The organism is Martinezella lusitana (assembly GCF_900094565.1).
In the GTDB taxonomy this organism is placed as follows: domain Bacteria; phylum Pseudomonadota; class Alphaproteobacteria; order Rhizobiales; family Rhizobiaceae; genus Rhizobium; species Rhizobium lusitanum.
Genome location: NZ_FMAF01000004.1, coordinates 301,558 through 323,610 on the forward strand (window position 1 = coordinate 301,558; position 22,053 = coordinate 323,610).

At 60.8% G+C, this 22,053-nt stretch carries 22 protein-coding genes; 6 read left to right on the forward strand and 16 right to left on the reverse strand.

Features of this window, described 5'->3' with window-relative positions; all coding sequences use genetic code 11:
• Positions 1–4: 4 nt before the first annotated feature.
• The 10 genes from GA0061101_RS10740 to GA0061101_RS10785 all read right to left on the reverse strand — a co-directional run bounded on the left by GA0061101_RS10740 (position 5) and on the right by GA0061101_RS10785 (position 9,267).
• Positions 5–1,069 carry a CobW family GTP-binding protein gene (locus GA0061101_RS10740; RefSeq protein WP_037192581.1) on the reverse strand — a complete coding sequence of 355 codons (1,065 nt, stop codon included), beginning with the start codon at positions 1,067–1,069 and terminating at the stop codon, positions 5–7.
• A complete protein-coding gene (locus tag GA0061101_RS10745; RefSeq protein WP_037192583.1) occupies positions 1,059–1,391 on the reverse strand; it encodes a hypothetical protein in 333 nt (110 codons plus the stop codon). The genes GA0061101_RS10740 and GA0061101_RS10745 overlap by 11 nt, the downstream gene beginning before the upstream one ends.
• A gap of 48 nt (positions 1,392–1,439) precedes the next feature.
• Positions 1,440–2,321 (reverse strand): polysaccharide deacetylase family protein, encoded by an 882-nt coding sequence (locus tag GA0061101_RS10750; protein ID WP_037192585.1) that lies wholly within the window; start codon positions 2,319–2,321, stop codon positions 1,440–1,442.
• 32 nt (positions 2,322–2,353) lie between these two features.
• Positions 2,354–3,457 carry an ABC transporter ATP-binding protein gene (locus tag GA0061101_RS10755; protein WP_037192586.1) on the reverse strand — a complete coding sequence of 368 codons (1,104 nt, stop codon included), beginning with the start codon at positions 3,455–3,457 and terminating at the stop codon, positions 2,354–2,356.
• 87 nt (positions 3,458–3,544) lie between these two features.
• Positions 3,545–4,777 carry an ABC transporter substrate-binding protein gene (locus GA0061101_RS10760; RefSeq protein ID WP_037192587.1) on the reverse strand — a complete coding sequence of 411 codons (1,233 nt, stop codon included), beginning with the start codon at positions 4,775–4,777 and terminating at the stop codon, positions 3,545–3,547.
• A gap of 99 nt (positions 4,778–4,876) precedes the next feature.
• Complete coding sequence (locus tag GA0061101_RS10765) at positions 4,877–5,644, reverse strand: SDR family NAD(P)-dependent oxidoreductase (RefSeq protein ID WP_037192588.1); 768 nt, start codon at positions 5,642–5,644, stop codon at positions 4,877–4,879.
• Between the two features lie 13 nt (positions 5,645–5,657).
• The gene (locus tag GA0061101_RS10770; protein ID WP_037193247.1) at positions 5,658–6,398 is read right to left on the reverse strand and encodes an SDR family NAD(P)-dependent oxidoreductase; all 741 of its coding nucleotides are present in this window, start codon (positions 6,396–6,398) and stop codon (positions 5,658–5,660) included.
• Positions 6,398–7,243, reverse strand: a complete 846-nt coding sequence (locus tag GA0061101_RS10775; RefSeq protein ID WP_037192589.1) for an ABC transporter permease — start codon at positions 7,241–7,243, stop codon at positions 6,398–6,400. Before GA0061101_RS10775 ends, GA0061101_RS10770 begins: the two co-directional genes overlap by 1 nt.
• A gap of 2 nt (positions 7,244–7,245) precedes the next feature.
• Positions 7,246–8,145: an ABC transporter permease gene (locus tag GA0061101_RS10780; RefSeq protein ID WP_037192590.1), complete on the reverse strand. Its 900-nt coding sequence runs from the start codon at positions 8,143–8,145 to the stop codon at positions 7,246–7,248.
• Between the two features lie 48 nt (positions 8,146–8,193).
• A complete protein-coding gene (locus tag GA0061101_RS10785) occupies positions 8,194–9,267 on the reverse strand; it encodes an ABC transporter ATP-binding protein (RefSeq protein ID WP_092573582.1) in 1,074 nt (357 codons plus the stop codon).
• Between the two features lie 553 nt (positions 9,268–9,820).
• Between GA0061101_RS10785 and GA0061101_RS10790 the strand changes: the two genes are divergently transcribed.
• Complete coding sequence (locus GA0061101_RS10790; protein ID WP_037193248.1) at positions 9,821–10,831, forward strand: GntR family transcriptional regulator; 1,011 nt, start codon at positions 9,821–9,823, stop codon at positions 10,829–10,831.
• A gap of 47 nt (positions 10,832–10,878) precedes the next feature.
• On the opposite strand, the gene GA0061101_RS10795 is transcribed toward GA0061101_RS10790, so the two are convergent.
• On the reverse strand, positions 10,879–11,808 hold the full coding sequence (locus tag GA0061101_RS10795; RefSeq protein WP_037193250.1) for an alpha/beta hydrolase family protein: 930 nt from the start codon (positions 11,806–11,808) through the stop codon (positions 10,879–10,881).
• Between the two features lie 61 nt (positions 11,809–11,869).
• Between GA0061101_RS10795 and GA0061101_RS10800 the strand changes: the two genes are divergently transcribed.
• The 3 genes from GA0061101_RS10800 to GA0061101_RS10810 all read left to right on the forward strand — a co-directional run bounded on the left by GA0061101_RS10800 (position 11,870) and on the right by GA0061101_RS10810 (position 16,131).
• A complete protein-coding gene (locus tag GA0061101_RS10800; protein ID WP_037192594.1) occupies positions 11,870–12,463 on the forward strand; it encodes a TetR/AcrR family transcriptional regulator in 594 nt (197 codons plus the stop codon).
• 106 nt (positions 12,464–12,569) lie between these two features.
• Positions 12,570–13,082: a hypothetical protein gene (locus GA0061101_RS10805; RefSeq protein WP_037192596.1), complete on the forward strand. Its 513-nt coding sequence runs from the start codon at positions 12,570–12,572 to the stop codon at positions 13,080–13,082.
• Between the two features lie 409 nt (positions 13,083–13,491).
• Entirely contained in the window at positions 13,492–16,131 is a 2,640-nt protein-coding gene (locus tag GA0061101_RS10810; RefSeq protein WP_141694060.1) for a sensor domain-containing protein, read from the forward strand.
• On the opposite strand, the gene GA0061101_RS10815 is transcribed toward GA0061101_RS10810, so the two are convergent.
• The 5 genes from GA0061101_RS10815 to GA0061101_RS10835 form a co-directional block, all read right to left on the reverse strand.
• Entirely contained in the window at positions 16,125–16,475 is a 351-nt protein-coding gene (locus GA0061101_RS10815; protein ID WP_037192598.1) for a ribbon-helix-helix domain-containing protein, read from the reverse strand. The two genes, GA0061101_RS10810 and GA0061101_RS10815, sit on opposite strands and share 7 nt — an antisense overlap.
• Positions 16,476–16,495: 20 nt before the next feature.
• Positions 16,496–17,092, reverse strand: a complete 597-nt coding sequence (locus GA0061101_RS10820) for a DJ-1/PfpI family protein (RefSeq protein ID WP_037192600.1) — start codon at positions 17,090–17,092, stop codon at positions 16,496–16,498.
• 92 nt (positions 17,093–17,184) lie between these two features.
• Positions 17,185–17,577, reverse strand: coding sequence for a DUF779 domain-containing protein (locus GA0061101_RS10825; protein ID WP_037192602.1), 393 nt, complete (start codon positions 17,575–17,577; stop codon positions 17,185–17,187).
• 81 nt (positions 17,578–17,658) lie between these two features.
• Positions 17,659–19,167 carry an aldehyde dehydrogenase gene (gene adh, locus GA0061101_RS10830; RefSeq protein ID WP_037192604.1) on the reverse strand — a complete coding sequence of 503 codons (1,509 nt, stop codon included), beginning with the start codon at positions 19,165–19,167 and terminating at the stop codon, positions 17,659–17,661.
• Positions 19,168–19,323: 156 nt separating this feature from the next.
• Positions 19,324–20,277, reverse strand: coding sequence for a GAF domain-containing protein (locus tag GA0061101_RS10835; protein ID WP_037192607.1), 954 nt, complete (start codon positions 20,275–20,277; stop codon positions 19,324–19,326).
• 440 nt (positions 20,278–20,717) lie between these two features.
• Here GA0061101_RS10835 and GA0061101_RS10840 point away from each other — a divergent pair, with 440 nt between their 5' ends.
• Positions 20,718–21,635, forward strand: coding sequence for a phosphatase PAP2 family protein (locus GA0061101_RS10840; RefSeq protein ID WP_037192609.1), 918 nt, complete (start codon positions 20,718–20,720; stop codon positions 21,633–21,635).
• Between the two features lie 139 nt (positions 21,636–21,774).
• Positions 21,775–22,029 carry a GCG_CRPN prefix-to-repeats domain-containing protein gene (locus GA0061101_RS10845; protein ID WP_047554547.1) on the forward strand — a complete coding sequence of 85 codons (255 nt, stop codon included), beginning with the start codon at positions 21,775–21,777 and terminating at the stop codon, positions 22,027–22,029.
• Positions 22,030–22,053: the final 24 nt, after the last annotated feature.

Consider the following 22,053-nt stretch of genomic DNA (forward strand, 5'->3'; position numbering starts at 1 on the left):
TATCCTATTGCGCCGCCATTGCCAAAGAAGATGCGGCAGATGGCGTCTGCGGCACGCGTGCCAATGTGAAAGCCTCGAAGGAGCGCTTGACCACGGCGCCATCGATCCCATCCAGAATGAAGACCAGACGTGACGTACGGTCGCCGGAGGGCCATGTGTCCATGTGAACCGGCGCGTGGACCAGATGCTGAACCCCATGCACCGCGACGGGACGCTCTTCGCCCTTGAGGTTGAGGATGCCCTTCACGCGCAGCACGCGCTCCCCGTGCCGGTTGAGCAGCATGGTCAGCCAAAGGCCGAAAGCGGTCCAATCGACGGGCCGGTCGACCCTGAGCGAGACGGAGGAAATCGCCGCCTGATGGGGCACGCCCTCTGCCGAAACGAGCTGCAACGGCTCCTCGCAATAAAAGCCGCTTTGCGACAGGCAGCTATCTGGCGAGACGCTGCCGCGCATGTCCGCAAGCGAGGACAGATCGAGATCGGGATCGGCTGCCATCAGGAGCGGGGCATCGGGATTGAGGATGCGAAGGCGCTCTTCAAGTGCCTGTCGGTCGCAATCCGCCGCGAGATCGGTCTTGGTCATCACAAGTCGGTCGGCGATCGCCGCCTGCCTGTTGGATTCGATATAAGTGTCCAGCTGGCGCAGCCCGTTGACGGCATCGACAGTCGTGATCACGTTGCCGGCGCGGAAATGATGCCTGAGCACCGGATCGGCCTTGATTGTGGAGAGCACCGGAAAGGGGTCGGCAAGGCCGGTGCTTTCGATGATGACGCGGCGGAACGGCGGCAACAGCCCGCGCTCGCGTTTGGAATAGAGGTCCTTGAGTGCCGTGGCGAGCTCGCCGCGGACGGTGCAGCAAACACAGCCGGAGCGCAGCAGCACCATGTCGCCATCGACGCGTTCGACAAGATCGTGGTCCAGCCCGATCTCGCCGAATTCGTTGATCAGCACGGCCGTATCGGCAAATGCCGCATCCGCCAGGATGCGCTTCAACAGCGTCGTCTTGCCGGAGCCGAGGAAGCCGGTGAGAAGATTGACCGGCAGGAAGCCATCGGGCTCAATCATCATGCCGCGCCTCCATCCGTGTCATGAATACGATATCAAGGGGATCACACGGTCGGCCGACGAGCCTTTCGGCCGCCGGCCAGAGATGCCCGAGGTCTTCGATGATCTCGCTCGAGCCCGTTCTCGTGGATAGGACGAAGGACGCGCCCTGCCAATCGGAGAGAACGAGGCCGAAGCCGGAGAGCATTTCGTTGGCCGCACGGACGCGCTCGGCGCGTTCACGCCGCCGCTCCGGGCTGGCGTGATTGCGCGTAAAGACGCCCGGCCGGGCCGCAGCATCGGTCCAATGCTCATTGCCACCGAGAACACCGCACAGTGAGCACATGATGATCGTTCCTTCCGAAAACGGCTTCGCCCTGTCGAGACTAGCCGGCTATTTGGCGCGCGGGAAGCGGGCAGCGAAGTCGTCGGCGATCTCATTCATCGTCACGAACTTCACGCCCGGATGCTTGATCATATGCGCATAAAGCCGCTCCAGCATCATCAGCACCTGCGGCCTGCCGGCCACGTCCGGATGGATGGTGATCGGGAAGACGGCATAGTCCATTTCGCGATAGACCCAATCGAACTGATCGCGCCACATCTGCTCGATATCGTGCGGATTGACGAAGCCGTGGCTGTTGGGAGCCTTCTTGATGAACATCATCGGCGGCAGATCGTCGAGATACCAGGAAGCCGGGATCTCGATCAGATCGGTCTCCTTGCCCCTCTTCAGCGGCACCATCCATTCAGAGGGCTTGCGGGAATAGTCGATCTTCGTCCAGCTGTCTCCGACCCGCACATAATAGGGCGTGAAGTCTTTGTGCATCAGCGAGTGATCGTACTTGATGCCGCGCTCCAGAAGCAGCTCGTTGGTGACGTTGGAGAATTCCCACCAGGGCGCGACATAACCTGTAGGACGCTTGCCCGAAAGCTTGGTCACGAGCTCGATGCACTTGTCGAGGATCTCGGTTTCCTGCTCGCGCGTCATGGCGATCGGGTTTTCATGGCTGTAGCCGTGAATGCCGATTTCATGGCCGGCATCGGCCACCGCCTGCATCTGCTCGGGAAAGGTCTCGATCGAATGGCCGGGGATGAACCACGTGGTCTTGATGCCGAACCGCTCGAAGAGTTTCACCAGCCGCGGGCTGCCGACTTCGCCGGCAAACAGGCCGCGCGAGATATCGTCAGGCGAATCCTCGCCGCCATAGGAGCCGAGCCAGCCGGCCACGGCATCGACGTCGACACCAAAACTGCACAAGATTTCCTTCGCCATGGGATGACCTCCTTTGATCAGGTTTTCTATAATCAGTGAGCTGGAATGACGGTCGCGTCGGCCGGATCCCAGGTAAGCATGACCTCGGCCCCCACGGGGAAGGCGCCGGGCCTGTATTTGTCGATATGTGCTTCCAGGGCGAGACCCCGGCCATCGGGCAGGCTGACGCCGATCTGCGAGATATGGCCGACGACATCGAAGCGGTCGACGCGCGCGCCGACGACATTGCCGCCGAAAGCGCCGGCGAGGCTTTCTCGCGCCGAGGTCTCGGCCGCATGCACTTCGATCGCTTCCGACGGAATAACGATATTGACCTTGCTGGAAAGGCCACCGTTGGCCTGACCTGAGAGCATGCCGAACGATGTGGAGACGAGCGTATTATCGGCTTGAGCGCCGGCGACTTCGCCTTCGAAGATGGTATTGCGGCCGATGAACTGCGCTACGAATGGCGTGTCGGGGCGCGTGTAGAGCTGATGCGGCGGGCTGATCTGCTCCACCCTGCCCTGGTTCATCACGACGATCCGGTCGGACAGCGCCAGCGCCTCCGACTGGGCATGCGTGACGAACACGAAGGTCACGCCGAGCCTCTTCTGCAAGAGCTTAAGCTCGTTCTGGATCGCTTTGCGCAGATTGGCATCAAGGGCGCCGAGGGGTTCATCGAGAAGCAAGACGTCGGGCTCGACCACCAATCCACGTGCAAGCGCGATGCGCTGGCGCTGGCCGCCGGAGAGCTTGTCCGGCTTGCGCTCGGCAATATCCTCAAGCCCGAGCGTGGCGAGGATGCGGTCGACCCGCGCATCCCGCTCGCCCTTCACCACGCCTTTGACCTCGAGACCGTATCCGACGTTGCGCCGGACGGTCATATGCGGGAACAGCGCATAGTTCTGGAAGATCATCGATGTCGGCCGCTTCTGCGGCCGTACATCGTTCATTCGCTCGCCCTTGATCATCATGTCGCCGGAGGAAATGCTCTCGAAGCCGGCAATCATGCGAAGCGTCGTCGTCTTGCCGCAGCCCGACGGCCCCAGAAAGGCGATGAACTCCCCCTTTTTGATCGCAAGGTTGAAGTCGATGACGGCGGGAGTGCCATTGTCATAGACCTTGCCGGCATTGATGAGTTCCAAGTCATAAATCATGAGAGATCTCCGAGCGTGGGCAGAGAGGCCGGATTGGCCTCCCCGCGGGGCAAGAGGCAGATGGCCGAAGCCTGTGCCAGACCCAGATCAGGCATTGAGGAATTCATCCCATTTCTGGACGAGATGGTCGTATTCGTCCGGCCACTGGTGCCAATAGGCCACGTTCTTTGCGCGCTCCGAGAGCGAGCCGCCGTCGCGCAGGTCGCCTTCCTTGATGCCGCGCTCTGCAGCGCCCACCCATGGCTTGCCCTCGTACCAGAAGGCGTATTTTTCCGGCGCCATGACCTTCTGGATATTGGTCGAGGGCGAGTAGTAGCCCTGCTCCGATACGGTGATGCCCGGCTCGCCCGACAGCCAGTAGTCGGCATAGGCGATCACGGCTTCCTTGTTGGGCGTGCCCGATATCATCGAAGGGCCGATCGCCCAGCCGCGATAGCCTTCCTTCGGCACCGCATATTTGCACGCCTTGCCCTGGGCCTTGACGGCCATGACCGCCGGCTGCCAGGCGTCGCAGACGACCATCTCGCCCGATGCCATAAGGTTCACCAACTCACCGAAATCACCCCAAAGCGCCCGGAACTGCCCGTCCTTCTTCTTGGAGACGAGGAATTTCGCCGCTTCGTCGATTTCGGCGGCGGTCGGGTTGCCCGGGTTCTTGACGCTCGAAAGCCCGAGCGTGTTCATGGCCATGATGGCCTGGCCGAAGGCGATCAGCGGATCGGTATTGAGGCCCGACTTGCCTTTCCACTTCGGATCGAAGATCGCCGACCAGCTATTGGCCTCTTCGGCCGACAGCACGTCGGGATTGTAGCCGATGGAATCGTAGTTATAGACGGCCGGCACCATGTTCAGCGTGGTCTTGGCATCGTCGGCCCAGATCTGGCCGACGATCTGCTGTTTCGGCCCCCACTTGTCGGATGGCGTCGTGAAGGTGTCACGAATATTGGCCCAATTTTTCAGCGAGGCGGCCGGGATCGCTTCGACATTGTTGGTCATCACGATCGACGGCAGGCGTTCGCCGATGATCTCCCAGCAATCGTAGTCCTTGGAGCCAGAGAGGATCTTCGTCTGCGCATCCGGGAACGTCGCTGCCGTGCCGGAGGTTTGACCGACGCCGCTTTCCTTGCGGAAATCGGCGAGGATTCGTTCCTGAACGGTGACGGAAAGACCGATGGTGCGCAGCTGCTCCTTGGCAAGGCCACTTGCCTGTGCGTAAGCCATCCGCGACGATAGGAGTGGCGTGCCGCCCCCGATCGCCAGCGCCATCATGCCGGCCGATTGTTTCAACAGAGAGCGCCTGTTCATTTCCATTTTGGACATCTCATGTTCTCCTGTGCTGATTGCTGTTCCCTGAGCCCTTGGCGGGCCTGCTTTATTGCCGTATCGCGTGGCGCCCGGCCGCTGCCGGAGCGCCGGCGATCAGTACCGCCCCACCAGGAGGCCACCATCCACGACCAGAACCTGGCCGGTCATGTATCTCGCGCCCTTCGACGCGAGGAATGCGATCACATCGGCGATATCTTCCGGCTCGCCGAGCCGGCCCATGGGGATGAATTCGGCTGCCTTCTCGGCACCCGCAGGGCCGAGTGAATTCTCTTCCGAGAGCAGTTGCGCAGTGCGGATATAGCCCGGGGCAATGCCGTTGACCCTGACGCCGTCTTTCGCCAGCTCGACGGCAAGCCCTCGCACCAGCCCAACAACGCCGGACTTGGCGGCGGAATAATGGACATGCTCGTCCCATCCGTAGGCGACGCCCATGATGGAGGAGAGTGCGATGATGCTTCCAGATTTACGGGTGCGCATGCCGGGCGTCGCAGCACGCACCAGCTTGAAGATGCCCTTCAGGTCGACATCCATCGTCAGGTCCCACTTGTCGTCGCTGAGCTTGGCGAGCGGGGTGCGATGGGCGATGCCGGCATTGGCGACGATGACATCGATCTTGCCGAAACGCGCTTCGACATCGGCGACAAGCTGGTTGGCAGCGTCCGTCGAGCGGACATCGTAGAGGTGGAATTCAGCCGAACCGCCGGCGGTGAGAATGTCGCGAACGGTCGCCTCGCCCTCGTTTTCGAGGATATCGGTGACGACGACATAATCGCCGAGCGCGGCAAAAGCCTTGGCTGTCGCCTGGCCGATGCCGATGCCTGCGCCGGTGATGATGACAACCCGCTTTTGTAAACTGTCCATCTGCTTCTCTCCTTCAGAGCATCACGTCGCCGGAATTAGGCCCTAGCGTCTGACCGACGAAGAGGCTTGCGGCCGGCGATGCCAGGAACGCCACGGTCGCGGCCACCTCTTCAGGCTCGCCGAAGCGGCCGAGCGGCAGCTCGCGTTTCTTGCGCTCGCGCCATTCCTCGGAAAGCCCCAGTACCAGCGGCGTGTTGATCGGCCCCGGCGCCACAGCATTGACCCGCACGCCACAGCTGGAAACCTCGCGGGCAAGCGCCTTTGTCATGCCGATGATTGCCGCCTTGGCGCCGGAGTAATGGACGAGCTCGATGCCGCCGATCTGCCCGAGCTGCGAGGCGACGTTGACGATCACCCCCTCGCCGCGTCGAAGCATTGCCGGCATGACCGCCTTGGTCATCAGGAAGGTGCCGCGAACGTGCACGGCAAACATCCGGTCGAAATCCTCAAGCTCGAGATCCTCGAAAGCGGCCTGATGCGCAATGCCTGCATTGTTGACGAGAAGGTCGACGTCGCCGTGCGAGGCCTCGGCGGCAGCATGGATCGCCGCCACATCCTCGGGCCGGGCGACGTCGCCGGCGATCGCGGTCGCCATACCGCCTGCCGATATGATTTCCGAAGCGACGACCTGAGCCCGGTCGCCGGAGAGATCATTGACCAAAACCGCATAGCCGTCAGCCGCAAGCCGGAGCGCGATAGCCCGACCAATACCCGAGCCGGCGCCGGTGACGATTGCAGAAGCCCTATGCGTCATCATGCGTCCTCCTGGATGCGGATGCGCTTGGCGCGGCGAACCGACAGCCCCATCAGGATCGCGTAGGTGCCGAGAAGCGCGAAGGAAAACAGCGTCGTCAGCACACCGAAGGCAAAGACGTTCGGATGAACCTCGACGGAGAAGGTGCCGTAGATGGCGAGCGGCAGCGTCAATTCCCGGCCGGAGGCAAACAAGGTCCGCGAGAACTCGTCATAGGACAGCGTGAAGGCAAAGAGCATGGCCGAAAGCACGCCGGGGAAGATCAGCGGGAAGGTCACCTTGCGGAAGGTGCGCGCCGGGGTGACGCCAAGCGACCAGGACGCCTCCTCCATGCTGGGATCGAACCTGTTGAAGATCGCCAGCATGACCAGGAAAGCGAAGGGGAAAGTATAGACGACATGCAGGACGAAGGCCGTGCTCCACCAATGCCGGTCGATGCCGAAAGCATTGGCGACGAGCGCCATGCCGAGACCGACCAGCACGCCCGGCACCATCATGCCGAGAACGATCAGATAGAAGACGACGCCCGAGCCGCGGAACTTGCGGCGGAAGGCCTGGGCGGACATGACGCCGAGCACCGTGGAGACGATCATGGTCATCAGCGCGAGGGATAGCGAACGGATCAGCGCCTGATCGATCGGCAGGGGCGCGATGCGCGAGGGCGGCGTCAACCCGAAGAGATGACGATACCAATAGGTTGACCATTCGATGATCGGGAATTGCGGGCCGCCCTCCGGGCCAGTCTGGAACGACAGGATCGCCAGGACCGCGAGCGGCCCATAAAGGAAGATGAGAAAGAGCGCCGTATAAACACCCAGGCCGAGTTTGATGCCGCCAGCGTTCATGATCAAAGCTCCTTTCTGAGGTCGACGACCCTGAGCAATGCGGCAATGACCGCGCCCATGACGATGGTCAGGATGACGCCCGCGACCGCCGCAAAAGCCCATTTCAGCGAGCCGACCTGGGTGACGATGATATTGCCGAGCAGATTGACCTTTCGGCCGGACAGCGCGGCGGCCGTCGCGAATTCGCCGAGAACCATCACGGAGACGAAGATCGAGCCGACCACTACGCCCGGCATGGACAGCGGCAGAATGATCGTGCGGAAGATGCGCCAGAAGCCGGCACCCAGATCCTGTGCAGCCTCGATGACCGAGGCGTCGATGCGGCCCATCATGAACGCGATCGGCCCGACCATGAAGACGCAATAGATTTGCGTCATACCGATGATCACGGATAGCTCCGAAAACAAGAGCACTTCGATGGGCTGCTGCACGATGCCGAGCTTCATCAGGATCATGTTGATCGCCCCCTCGGTACCGAGCATCGGCCGCCAGGCGAGAACGCGGATCAGGAACGATGTCCAGAACGGAATGACGCAGAGGACGAGAAGCACGGTCTGCAGCGTCTTGTTCTTGACGAGCAGGCCGACGAAGAGCGCCGCCGGATAGCCGACGACGAGGGTCGATATCAGCACGAGCAGCCAGATGCGGATCGTCGTCCAGAGAGCCCCGAGATATGTGGGGCTGGTCAGGAAGGTGACCCAGCTCTGCAAGGTCAGCGTCGGCTCGATCTTGAAGGTCGTCTGCGTCCAGAAGGAAACATAGACCATCATCAGGATCGGCAGGACCAGAAAGGCGAGCATCCAGATCATGCCCGGCGCCAGCAGCCAGAATGTCTTGTTCGATGCCCTGCGCACAGTTGCGCTTTCCTCTGCGGCGTCCTCGCTTGTCGCAACCATGGTCATCTCTCGCTCTCCTTGGCGGGTCCGGGGGAAGGTTTCGGGATGCTCAGATCAACCGAAGACAAGGGCATCCTCCTTCTTCCAGACGAGCGCATAGCGATCCTTTTCGACGAAGGCCGGTGGCCGGGCGTGGCTGAGATGGGACTCGACCTCGAAGACGTGCCCGCCATCGAGCGAGAAGAAGGAATTGACCGCCGCGCCCGAATATTCGCTGGCGATGAAATCGCCCTCGATACGGACCTCATCGTCCGACAGCCGGGCATCGCGAGGACGGATCGCAACGCGGTCGTAGCGGATGGCATAGGCCGGTTGCGGCGCCTTCCGGCGCGACGCGTTCAGCGGAAAGCGGCCGGCGGGACCGACGAAGGCATCCTCGACGACAGCACCGGCAAACAGATTGTAGCAATTGAGATAGCGGGCGACGGCTGCCGAGGCCGGGCTGTTGTAGACGACATCGGAGGCAGCGGCCTGCGCGATGCGGCCGCGATCGAGAACAAGCACGAGATCCCCCATCGCCAGGGCCTCGGATTCGCTGCCCGTCACATGCAGGAAAGTCACGCCGCAGCGCTCCCTGATAATCTTGAGCTCACTTCGCATGCGGCCGCGCAAGTTGGCGTCGAGCGCGCCGAGCGGCTCGTCGAGCAGCACCATCTTCGGCTCCGTCACCAGTGTGCGCGCCAAGGCGACGCGCTGGCGCTGACCGCCGGAAATCTGCGTGACGGCGCGATCGTCAAAGCCCTTGAGACCGACCAGCGCCAACATGTCCTGAACCCTCGAGGCCAAGGCGCGCGGATCGGTGACCGGATCGACCTTGCGATTGCGCAGGCCGAAAGCGACGTTTTCGGCAACGGACAGATGCGGAAACAGCGCGAAGTTCTGGAAAACGAAACCGATGCCGCGATCACGTGGCTGAACACCATCAAGGCGCTTGCCATGAAAGAGGATCGAGCCGGAATCCGGCTCCTCGAAACCGGCGATGACACGCAGCAATGTCGTCTTGCCCGACCCGCTCGGTCCGAGCAGCGAAATATAGGCATCGTCGGGCAGAGAAAAATCCACCGCATCCAGCGCGGGCGCCGCGCCATAGGACTTGGTGACTTGCTTGATCTGAAGAACGGTCGACACCGATTTCCTGCCAGTTTCAAGGCAAGGACCATCCTTTAGGCAAAGAGCCGCCATCGCCGGATCAGCATTGATCCGGACACCAGACGTCCGTCTGCTTTCGCGCATGATCACATGCGCGTCAAAGAGATGTTCCTTGGCGTTTCAACGAGTTCCACCTGCGGCGCTTCTGATGAGCGCCTTGATGATGAAAGCATCGCATAAATGATTTTTGTATTCAATAGACTTTTTTTCAAAAGTCTGATTGCCCGGCAACAAATATCAAAACCTCAACCGACATCCAGAGCACTAGCCGCGAGAAACTCCCGTCGAAAGGCCCCAAAGTGTCGTCACCATATGATCGAAGCAAAGGCAGCCAGGTCAGTGCTTCCTACGGAAATAACTCACAAAAATGCGTATTGCATCCCGCACACTTACCCTCGCCGCGCATCGGCGCCGGCTTACGGAATGGTATTAGTTGAATTTCGTATTCAATAGTCATTTATTTTTGCGCTATATTGACGCTACAAAAAGCGTAAGAGTGAGGCATCGGAACGACATGAGTCCATTGCATCAGATGACCGAAAACGGTGCGCGGCCCAGCGCGCAGAAGCGCTACGAGATCGCGGAGGATGTACTGCGCGGCAATATCGAGGACAGCACACTGCCGCCCGGCGTCGTGCTGCTCGAGGGCCCGATCGCGGACATCCTGCAGATTTCGCGCGCGCCCGTGCAAAGGGCGCTCCAGACGCTGGAAAGCGAGGGGCTGGTCCATCGCTTCAACGGGCGCGGCTATCTCGTCGGCCCCGCCGGCCAGGGCATCGAACCGAACCGCATTGATATCAAGACGCTCGGGCTTACGATTCCGCGCCATGCCGACGAGGCGCTGCAAAGTCGTGCCTCCTGGGAGCGGATCTACAACACGGTCGAAGCGGATGTGGCCGGGTGCGTCGTCTTCGGCCAATATCGCATCATCGAGATCGAACTGGCCGATCATTTCAATGTCAGCCGCACCGTAGTGCGCGATGTGCTGACCCGGCTGCGCGAACGTGGCCTCGTGCGCAAGAACCAGTCTTCCCATTGGATCGCCGGGCCGCTGACGGCGCAGATGATCAAGGATCACTTCGTCTTGCGCGGCATGCTCGAGCCCCAGGCACTGGTTGCAGGCGCCGACCACGTCGATCGTGGGCGATTGAACGACCTGTTCCTGCGGCTTTCCGATCTGGAGCGGCACGAGCCCGCCGATCATCTCGCGGCTCTGGAAGCCATCTATGCCGATTTCATCGACGTCTGCATTCTTGCAACGCCGAATGAGCGGCTGAAGGAATCGATCCGCAACAATCTGCTGCCGGTGACGGCGACCGAACGGTTGCTGCGGCGGCTCGGCCTGCCCGGCGACCCGGCCATCATCACCGAGCTGCGCCTGGTGGCGGAGCTCTTGCTGCGGGGTGCCGTGAAGGCGGCAGCCGCAATGATGGAGAATCATCTGGAGGCCGCCGTCAACCGAACGATCGCGCAGATGAAGATCGTCGCAATCATTCCCGGCCCAAGCGTGACGGCTGCCTATCTGACGCGCGTTCTCGAATAGAAACCGGCGGAGCCGGCTGCGTGCTACCTACGCATCCAAGACGCCTATCACTGGGAAGTCTTCACCACAGATGCCGGCCAGGGATTACGGCCTTCCCGAAGCCACGTCAGCGTATCGGCCCAGAAGCCGCTCGCGTGGCTATCGTGAAACAGGGCGAAATGGCCGATTGCTTCGCGGCCAAAATCGGCAGGTTTCAGCAGCACGACCCCGTGTTGCGCGCCGGTATAATAGGTCAGCGCGCGGCGCACCGCCGGCACGGTGCCAAGCTCGTCATCCGAAACCGCGATCGCCAGGATCGGAGCCTTGACGGCCGCCATCCGGCAAAGCGCATCTTTCCGCTCGTTTCGCGGATGGTTCAATTCGAACCGGCGCCGGCGAAAACTCCACTCGTTCGCCACATTGCGGGGCAGGTCCTCCAGCCAACCAAGCCGGCGACCGGGAAAATAGCCGCAGAAGGCCGTAATCGCAGGCATGGCGACATGCCATTTGACGAGCAGACCCAGCCGCCGGCGCGGCGCGTAATCACCCCACCAGGCATATTGGGCGCCCACGGTCAGCATTCTCTCGATCATCGCGGCACTTTCGGCCAGTCCCGGCAGAAAACCGCCGATACTATGGCCGACCACCATGAGCGGGCCGCCGCGCCGATAGCCGGCCATCAGCCGCAGCGCAGCGTCAAAATCCTGCTCGCCCCAGTCCCGCCAACGATAGCCGACGCCCTTGAGGCTTTGCGGACGCGATTGGCCGATGCCGCGGTAGTCGAAGGTCAGCACATCGAAGCCATGCCTCGCCAGAAACTGCGCATAGCGATGATAGTAGCGTGCAAGAACGCCCGTTGCCGGATTGATGATCACGCTGCCCGCGGGGGTATTCGTCTCCGCGCGCCAAAGATGGCCGCCAAGGACCACACCGTCCCGACAGGAGATGGAAATTGGCCGACCGCTGATGGTCGATGGATGGATTGCCTCTTCACTCATGCCCGACAGCATGGGATGATCGCCGCGTTATGTATATTCACTACTCGGTATACTTTTGACAATGAAAGCCCAGCCCCCGCCGACACGTGATCGTATTCTTCAGGCCGCTGCGAAGCTGTTTTATCATGACGGCATCCGGGCCGTCAGCGTCGATGCGATCGCCGAGAAAGCAGGCGTGACCAAGCGCACCCTTTACTATCACTTTAGAAGCAAGGACGATCTCATCGCAGCCCATCTGGAAGCGCGTGATCAGCCGAATCTTGCTTTGTTCAAACGCTGGTTCGAGGAAACGGAAGGCAACGTGGCCACGAAAGTCGCCGGCCTCTTTCGCCAGCTTGCCCGCTCTGCGCGCAATGGAAAATGGAAAGGCTGCGGCTTTCTGCGCACGTCGGTCGAGCTGGTCAACCTTCCCGGCCATCCGGCCTTGGTTGCGGCGCGCACCCACAAGAAGCATGTCGAAGACTGGCTCTCATCAATTTTCCTGGACGCCGGAGCCGGAACTGATGCCTTGCCGCTTGCTCGACAAATCATGCTGCTTCTTGATGGCTCGTTTACGATCGTCCTGCTTCATCGCGATCCAAGCTATATGGAGACCGCGGCAGACGCTGCGGCGCGGCTTATCGATGAGCGTTTAACAAACGCAAGAATGCCTTAGCGCGGCGGTCCCGGGCCGAAAATGTCCCCAAGAATGGCCATTGTTGCTGCGGGCATGGCATGTATCAGTAGGTGCAGGTTTTTCTCAAATAGACAGAGACGGGAAAATGGGGTTCTGGGAGTTGTTTACCGGAAAGACGTATCCGGCGAAGGGTGTGCCGCGCCGATCGGTCGACGCGCTTCGCGACGCCTTGCTCTCGGTCAATCATGACTCCGCACCCTTCCTCGTTCGCGATGGTGCGGCAGAGGGCGTGGACCTGGTTGCGGAGTGGAAAATCGTCGATGCGCAATGGTACGAATTCTTTGCCAAGGCCGGCCTCGAACGGGTCTTCAAGGTGCTGATGCGCTTTGACGAGGCCAAGGGAGAAGTCCGCTCCGTGGACCAGGAATGGTCCGTCGCGTGGCGCGCAGGCATCCCGACAATTGCGCTGGCGGCATCCGCCTTTCGTGGTCAAACCGCGGAGAAGAGCTTCGGGAAGTCCTATGGCTTCCGGGAGGACGGCTCCTTCGGCGCGATCTATGACTATGCATTCGACACATCAGTGATCAAGAAACCGCTGCGGAAGGCCGCATTGGACGCCGGCTGGATCTGGCGAAGTGTGGCCTTCGCCAAACTTTAGGAACGAGGCTCCGTCTAGCCTTGATGCATCGGTTCGCCCTGCAAGCCTTCTGGCGATTGTGATCGAGGGTCTGCGTCCACCGAAAGCCGTTCAGCCGATGGGATCAGTACATTCGTGTTGCACCGTGATCGCCATCCACCCCCGATTGCGTCCCCTACGCGAAAGCAGGGGTTTATTAAGCTGTCGCGCTCAAACTGCTGACTTATGCGGCGCATTCTGCTCTTGGACATCGACCCATTCGCATCGACAGCGTCGTCGAAATGGCGCTCATATCCGCGTAGATGAGCTGCGTGGCCGCAAACGGATGGAAAACCCCGGTCGCCCACGCCGGCCCGCCGCTGGGCATTTAGAATAGTTTCATTTCCGCGGCGCGATGCCGTAAGGGCCTTGTAAAAAGGGAACTTCGAGTTTGACTCGCTCCAGGGAACCGTGGCTACCCGATCAGGATAGTGCCGTATCCTCGCAACTGTCGGCGGATGCCCGATCCTCGGCAACTATCCTCGCCATGGACGGCGAGATCCTGGCTGCCAGTGACGGCCTGAGCGATCTGCTAGGACTTCCCTCATCATCGCTTGCGGGACGCAATATCCGCGATTTCCTGGAGGTACAGGATACCGGCGCCTTCGAAACGCAGTTCCTGGCAGCGATCGCAGCTCCAGACCGGAGCCAAAGGGTCCAGCTCCGCTTGCGCGCCGACGGCGGCATGTCCAAGCCTGTCGCGGTCGCTTTGATGGCCGAACACGATGGCACGCTGGCCTCGGCGATCGTCTCCGCTGCGTTCACGGAAGCTGGCGTCGCGAACGACCGAGACGGCGAACAGCCAGGCACGGACAATCGCGCCAGCCTCGCCCTGGTGGCTGCCAAGACCGCTATTTGGGATCACGATCTCGAAAGCCAGGAGACATTCTATTCGGACATGTGGCGGCAGATCAGAGGGCTCGCCATCGACGACCCAGTTCCTCGAACCATGGACGAACTATTGGAATTCGTTCATCCGGACGACAGGCAAACCGTGCTCGATCGCATTCACCAGCAACGACAGCCGAACCTGAACCCCACAATCTTCCAGTATCGCTACCGGCATCGGCTCGGGCACTGGATCTGGATCGAATGTCGCGGCAGTTGCATCAAGTGGGATCGGCACAATCATCCGCTTAGGGTTCTGGGCACCGACAATGATATCACGGCCAGGAAAGCCTGGGAGGAATCACTGGATCGCATGTCACGGCGTCTGAAGCTGGCGCTGGAGGCCTCGAAGATCGGCGTCTTCGAGGCGGACTTTGATCGGGGAACGGCGGAGTGGGACGACGGCATGTTCCGCCTCTATCACCTCGAATCGCAGGAGACCGTGAAAATCGGCGGACTGTGGGAATCGATGCTTCATCCCGATGACATGGAGCGTGTCTTCAGGAATGTCGATCATCATGTCGCCAACCTCATTCCATTTTCGGACGAATACCGGGTGATTTTAAACGACGGCAAGGAGCATTTCATCCGAACCAGAACATTGCCCTTCATCGACAGCGATGGCCATCGCAAGATGATCGGCGCCAACTGGGATGTGACCGCGGACCTCGCCCTTCAGCGCGATTTGGCGCAGGCTAAGACCCTCGCTGAAGCGCGCAATCAGGAGCTCGAGGCCGCCAGGAAGCAAATCGAATATGTGGCTCTCCATGACGCGTTGACGGGGCTTCCGAACCGTCGCTTCATGGATCGGATGATCCTGGAAATCGAGGCTGAGTGCAAGTCGAGCGGCTCCGGCCTTGCACTTCTCCATATCGATCTCGATCGCTTCAAGCAGATCAACGACATATATGGACACCATGCCGGCGATGCGTTGCTGCAGCATGTCGCCAAGCTTCTGAAGGAAAGCGTTCTCGAAAGCGATTTTGTCGCCCGCATCGGCGGTGACGAGTTTCTGGCGATCGTCGGCTACGACGGATCGACCGAAGAACTGCGGGTGACCGCCGAGCGCATGATACAGAACATGCGTCAGCCTGTTGTCGTCAACGGCATCGAATGCCGGTCAAGCGCAAGCATCGGCATAGCCCACGAAAGAGGGAAGAATGTCGATGTCGGCCAAATGCTTCTCGACGCCGATATCGCGCTCTATCAGGCCAAGGCGCAGGGGCGCAGCCGCTACCAGTTCTATTCCGCCAATTCGCGCAGCCGCTTTGCGAACGCACAACAGACGACGGAAGACATTCTCATCGCCCTGGAACGGGGCGAGTTCGTGCCCTTCTACCAACTGCAATTCGACGCAAAGACGCTCGCGATCGCCGGCGTCGAGGCGCTGGCCCGCTGGCAGCACCCTTCGCGCGGGCTGCTGACACCGGACAAATTTCTGCCGATCGCCGAAGACCTGAATATCGTCAGCGAGATCGATCATCTCATCTATCGAAAGGCGATCTCGGATCTCGATATCTGGAAGGCGGAAGGGCTGAACATCCCCAAATGCTCGGTAAATGTCTCCTCTCGGCGGTTGCGCGACCCTAACCTCAAGCAACTATTGGATATCCAGCCGGAGAAGGCACGATGGTTCTCGTTCGAACTGCTGGAGTCGATTTTTCTCGACGATCTGGACGAACAAATTGCTGAAAATCTGGCTCATCTCCGCCAGCTCGGCATCAGCATCGAGATCGACGACTTCGGCACCGGCCACGCCTCGATCATGGGCCTGCTTCGCCTGCGCCCGAGCGCATTGAAGATCGACCGTCAATTGACCAAGACCCTGGACACGTCAGCAGAACAGCGCGAACTGGTCGGCTCGATCATCAGCATGGGGCATTCGCTCGGCGTCAAGTCCATTGCCGAGGGCGTGGAGACCGAACGGCACGCCGAGGTCCTGCGCGACCTTGGCTGTGATACGCTGCAAGGCTTCGGTTTGGCGATACCCATGTCGTGTTCGGACCTGATCGAATTCGTCAGCCGCTTGGTCGCCAGCAGATCGGACGTACGGCATGATCACGCTAACTCCCCGGAAGCCAGACGGGCAAAAAAGACCGGTCTCCACCGCATGGGGCGCGGCGGAGGCAAGCGCGATCAGTGATATTTCAAGCGTTCCCGGCCGAGGATAGCGGAAGCGTCGACCCCCGCAATGGGCTGGGAGAGATCGCCCGAAATGTCACCGGCGAGCTGCAGGTCGAGATAGCGTGCGCAGCAGACGCGCAGGAACGACGTGAAATTGCCGAGGTCGTGGCCGGCATCGATCGATTCGTGATGCAGCCTGGTAATCAGCTGCACGACATTCATGCCGTCACGCCGGGCGATTTCTTCCAGTTTCGACCAGAAGAAATTTTCCAACCGCACGCTGGTTACCATGCCGTCTATGCGCAGAGAACGCGTCGTGCTTTCCCAGAGTTTGGCGTCAGCCTTGATGAACAATTCGCACATGGATGCCTCCCCGCTCAGCCTCAGGCTGCGTTGGCTTTCGACAGGGCGCCGGCATCGAGGACAGCCATGAACTGGCGCAGCCACGACGGATGCGCCGGCCAGGCGGGCGCGGTGACGAGATTGCCATCGGCAACGGCATCATTGATGGCGATATCGGCATAGATGCCGCCGGCAAGCTCGACTTCGGGACGGCAAGCGGGATAGGCCGAGCATGTGCGCCCTTTGAGAACGCCGGCCGCCGCCAGCAATTGCGCACCGTGGCAAATGGCTGCAACGGGCTTGCCCGCCTCGAAGAAGTGCTGCACGGCCTTGATGACTTCTGGGTTCAGGCGCAGATATTCCGGTGCGCGGCCGCCGGGTACGACAAGCGCGTCGTAATCTTCGGCGCGGATGCTGGCGAAGGTGGCGTTCAGCGCAAAATTATGGCCGCGCTTTTCGGAGTAGGTCTGATCACCTTCGAAATCATGGATCGCGGTTGCCACCGTCTCGCCGGCATTCTTGCCCGGGCAGACCGCGTGCACCGTATAGCCGCAGGCAAGCAGCGTCTGGAACGGCACCATGGTCTCGTAGTCCTCGGTGAAGTCACCGGTGATCATCAGAATCTTTGCTGCTGGCATTGTCTTCCTCCCTGAAAACCAATGGAACGACTTTAGCAAAGGACCGCGCCGCGTGGGTATTAGGCCAATACTACAAACATCCCAAGGATGCTTTATCCGGCGGGCCGGCGACCAATATCCGGAAGCGCGCAGGCCTCGCCGCCGCCGAAGAGGCGGGAGCGGGTGAGAAACCGTTTCTCCCGTCCATTGTCGAGGGAAAACATGCCGCCACGGCCGGGCACGACATCGATGATGAGCTGTGTATGCTTCCAGGCCTCGAACTGGCTGCCGCTGATATAGACTGGCACGCCGCCGATCTCGCCGAGCTTGACGTCGTTGTCGCCGATCATGAAGTCATCCGTCGGATAGCACATGGGCGAGGAGCCATCGCAACAGCCTCCGGACTGATGGAAAAGGATATTGGGATGATCCTTCTGGATTTCCCGGATGAGGTCGAGCGCCTTGTCCGTCGCCAGAACCCTTGGCTCTGTGCCTATGTCATCCATGTTGATCTCCCATCGTGGTGATTGAAATGCACGAAAGCCCCCAGCTTCCGCTGGGAGCCTCGTTGGCTTCTTTGGGAGGTCTCAGAAGAAACCGAGCGCCTTGGGGCTGTAGCTCACCAGCATATTCTTGGTCTGCTGGTAGTGATCGAGCATCATCTTGTGCGTCTCGCGCCCGATACCGGACTGCTTGTAGCCGCCGAAGGCCGCATGCGCCGGATAGGCATGGTAGCAATTGGTCCAGACGCGACCCGCCTGGATCTCGCGGCCGAAGCGATAGGCGCGGTTGCCGTCGCGGGTCCACACGCCGGCGCCAAGGCCATAGAGCGTATCATTGGCGATTTCGAGCGCTTCCTTCTCATCCTTGAAGGTCGTCACCGACACGACCGGGCCGAAGATCTCCTCCTGGAACACACGCATCTTGTTGTGGCCCTTGAAGATGGTCGGCTTGATATAGTAGCCGCTCGACAATTCCCCGCCGAGATCGGCGCGCACTCCGCCCGTCAGGACTTCAGCACCTTCCTGCCTGCCGATGTCGAAATAGGAGAGAATCTTCTCCATCTGCTCGCTGGAGGCCTGGGCACCGATCATCGTTGCGGAATCGAGCGGATTGCCCTGCTTGATCGCTTCGACGCGCTTGATGGCCTTCTCCATGAAGCGGTCATAGACCGATTCCTGGATGAGCGCGCGGCTCGGGCATGTGCAGACCTCGCCCTGGTTGAGGGCAAACATGGCGAAGCCTTCGAGCGCCTTGTCGAAGAAATCATCGTCCTCCGCCGCAACGTCGGCGAAGAAGATGTTCGGCGACTTGCCACCCAACTCGAGCGTGACGGGGATGAGGTTCTGGCTGGCATATTGCATGATCAGCCGGCCGGTCGTGGTCTCGCCGGTGAATGCAATCTTGGCGACGCGCGGGCTGGTGGCAAGCGGCTTGCCGGCCTCCAGACCGAAACCGTTGACGATATTGAGAACGCCGGGCGGCAGGAGATCGCCCACCACCTCGGCCCAGACCAGCAGCGAGGCCGGCGTCTGTTCGGCGGGCTTGATGACGACGCAATTGCCCGCGGCAAGCGCCGGCGCAAGCTTCCAGGCCGCCATCAGGATCGGGAAGTTCCACGGAATGATCTGCCCGACGACGCCAAGAGGCTCATGGAAGTGATAGGCGACCGTGTCGTGGTCGATCTCGCCGATCGAACCTTCCTGCGCACGGATGCAGGAGGCGAAATAGCGGAAGTGATCGATGGCAAGCGGAATGTCGGCGGCCATGGTTTCGCGGATCGGCTTGCCGTTGTCCCAGCTTTCGGCCTGCGCCAGCACCTCCAGCTTATCTTCCATGCGCTGGGCGATCTTCATCAGGATGTTGGAGCGCTCAGCGGCGGAAGTCCTGCCCCATTTGTCCTTTGCCGCATGGGCGGCATCGAGCGCGGCATTGATGTCCTTTTCGTCGGAGCGCGGAATTTCGCAGATCTTGCCGCCGGTGATCGGCGTGAGGTTATCGAAGTATCTGCCACCGATCGGCTCGCGCCAAGCGCCGCCGATATAGTTGCCATATTTCAGTTTGAACGGAGATTCGACGATCTTCTGATGTAGCATGCCATCCTCCCTTGGTCGGCAGGTCCGGTAGATGGACCCGATGGGAGGAACCTGCGCCCATATGCGCCAAGGCGAAACCACCGCCCAGCGATGCCGCAGCGCACAGTGTCGCAACTCTGCGACATCTGCAGCGCGCAAATGCGCATCGCGGGGGCATCAGTGCAGATTGAGCCGGTTCATCTTTCGATGCAGGGTCGAGCGGCTCATGCCAAGCGCCAAAGCAGCCTGCGACACATTGCCGTTGGCGCGGAAAAGGGCTCGCAGCAGGGCGGCGCGCTCGGCTTCCAGCAGGTCTTCGCCCGCTTCCCCTTGCTGCTCGCTCAATACATCGCAGGCGGGAATTCCGGCGGCGATACGACGATCGTCCAGCTTCAATGCGAGGCGGGCGGCTTTCGTCGCGCCGAGCACGAGATCATTGCGGTCGACCGCCAGAAGCGCCGAGGTGGAAGCCGTATCCGTCGGAACCATGACGAAGCGGGCGCCGGCAAAGGCGCTCCTGAACAGATTGAGTTCGATACGCAACGCCGCGTCGCGAACAGTTTGCGACAGGATTGCCAATGTCGCATCGTTGACGTCGTCGCGGCGGGTGGAAATGTCGAGCGCGCCAGCCAACTGACCGCGATGATCCCGGATCGGCGCGGTCGTGCAACTCAAGTCGATGTTGGAGCAAAAGAAGTGCTGATCGCGGAAAATCGCCACGGCCCGCTCGTCGGCAAGCGCAGTGCCGATGCCGTTCGTGCCGATACTTGCTTCCGTCCAGACCGAGCCGGTCCAGAGACCAAGATCGCGAAACTCCTTGTCGTCGCCGGCTGCGCCGCGGCGATCCAGCGCTATACCGTCCCGGTCGGTCAACAGCAGGCAGCATCCAGCTTTGCCGACAGCCAGAAAGAGGCGATCCAGTTCATTGGAAGCTTCCGCGATCAGTCGCTCCGAGCGCTCCACGGCAGTCGCGAATTCCTGCCCTGTCAGACTTACCGGCAAACGTTTCTCTTCCGGCGCGAGACGGTGCATCATCATGCATCGGCGCCAGGAAGCAACGACCGAAGAACTGGCCGCGGCCGACTGCGCTGACGCGTATACCTGGTCCGCATGCGCGGAATATTCGTGCATCTGGCTCCTCCCACCGAACGCAACATCGATTGTCGCTAAAAAAACACGGTAACGCAATCCTCCACTGGTTCTTTTACCGTCCGCCAGCTGCGCGCTCTGCCACCCTCTTGACGACGAAGCCCCTTTCGGCCTCGCGGTGGCCGACCTTTCATGCAGGATCACCCGGATACTGAGCGCCATTGCCCGATAATCCCCCTCGAGCGTCGGATTTCGGGTGCTCCGATCCGCCGTGTCATGCGCAGGCAATCTCGAGGCCCCTAACATCAGTCATGCACTATAGCCGCCCCTTTCAGGCGGTTGTCAGCGTGCTGTTGTAGCGATGACGAAGTGAGAAAGCGGAGTTTGAGGCGCAACTTCATGAGTGCCAGTTTCATCAGTAAGCGTGTTGCCTGTGATGGCAAGCTGGACTTCCGCGCGCGGGCCTACAGGGTTCTGACCCCATGAAGAAAACCCTCGCAACGGCTACCGACACCTGTCGCGCACGCTGCATCAATGGCCTTCGACGATTCTTCGCAGCACCGACGCTCACCCCCCCTGCAAATCGAGCGTTTCTCGAACGTCCGATCGTGATCATCTCCATCTTCCTTGCCCTGTCTTTGCTGGTCATGATGACCGCCGACTACCCCTTGGGCGTCTGGATGAAATCATTTCCGGAGCAGCTTCGTGGAACGGCGAAATGGATCAGCAGCTTCGGCACCGGCCTCCTGGTTCTTTCGTTCAGCGGTGCTCTGCTGATATTCGCTATCCTCGCGCCCGCCCACAAATTGAGGAAATCGGCACGAACAGGCGCCGATCTTGTTGCCACCGCCGCGGCATTCGTCTTCTTATCGGTAGCAGGCGGCGGCCTTGTCGACTCGCTTGCCAAGAACATCATCGGCCGGGCTCGGCCGGAGCTGCTGCAGACGAACGGCGCATTTTATTTTCGACCCGTCGCCTTCCACGCGGACTTCGCGTCCTTTCCGTCCGGACACTCCGCGACAGCGGGCGCCATGGCGATGTCGTTGGCACTCGTCTTTCCGCGCCTGCGTCCCATATTCATGCCGGCCGGCATACTGATCTGCCTGTCGCGTCAATGGGTCGGCGCCCATTGGGCGAGCGACACCTTGATGGGCTGGGGCGTCGGAATAGCCTTCGCCTTGTGGCTGGCCCACGCTTTTGCCCGCCGCCGGTTGCTCTTCACCTATGGCTCCGATGGCCGCCTGTGCCCGGGAGAGCGGTATAAAACAGTCCTCATGACCCTGCGCGCGCTCCTGCGGCGCAGGCCGGTAGCCGCGAAAGAAGAAGCAACCTCCGTACCGGCGACGGCATGCCCATCACAGTCAAACCTCGCCTCCCACACCTTGGAAATCCGATCCTGAGCCGGCGGTGAGCGCCGACACATCGGCCCCCTACGGAGAAATGCAAATATCGGACATGGGCAGCGACGGATTTACCGATCTCCGCCGTTTAAGCGCTGAAGGGACAACAACTAAGTTCTTTGGGAATAGAGGCTACATCATGAGAAAGATTACTTTATTGGCCCTGGCGGCCGCAGCTTGCTTTGCCGCCGTTGCACCGGCCGAAGCCCGTGACGGATGCGGTATCGGCTTCCATCGCGGCCCTTACGGCGCATGTCGCCCCAATCGCGGGCCGGTTGTCGTCGTGCCCGCCGGCCCACGCTATGGCGCCTTCTATCCGGGACGCGGCTATTGGGATGGGCGCCGCTACTGGATGCACCGCGAGCGGTGGCATGGCGGATGGCGCTATCGCTAAATAGATCCTGCAAGATTAGCGTGG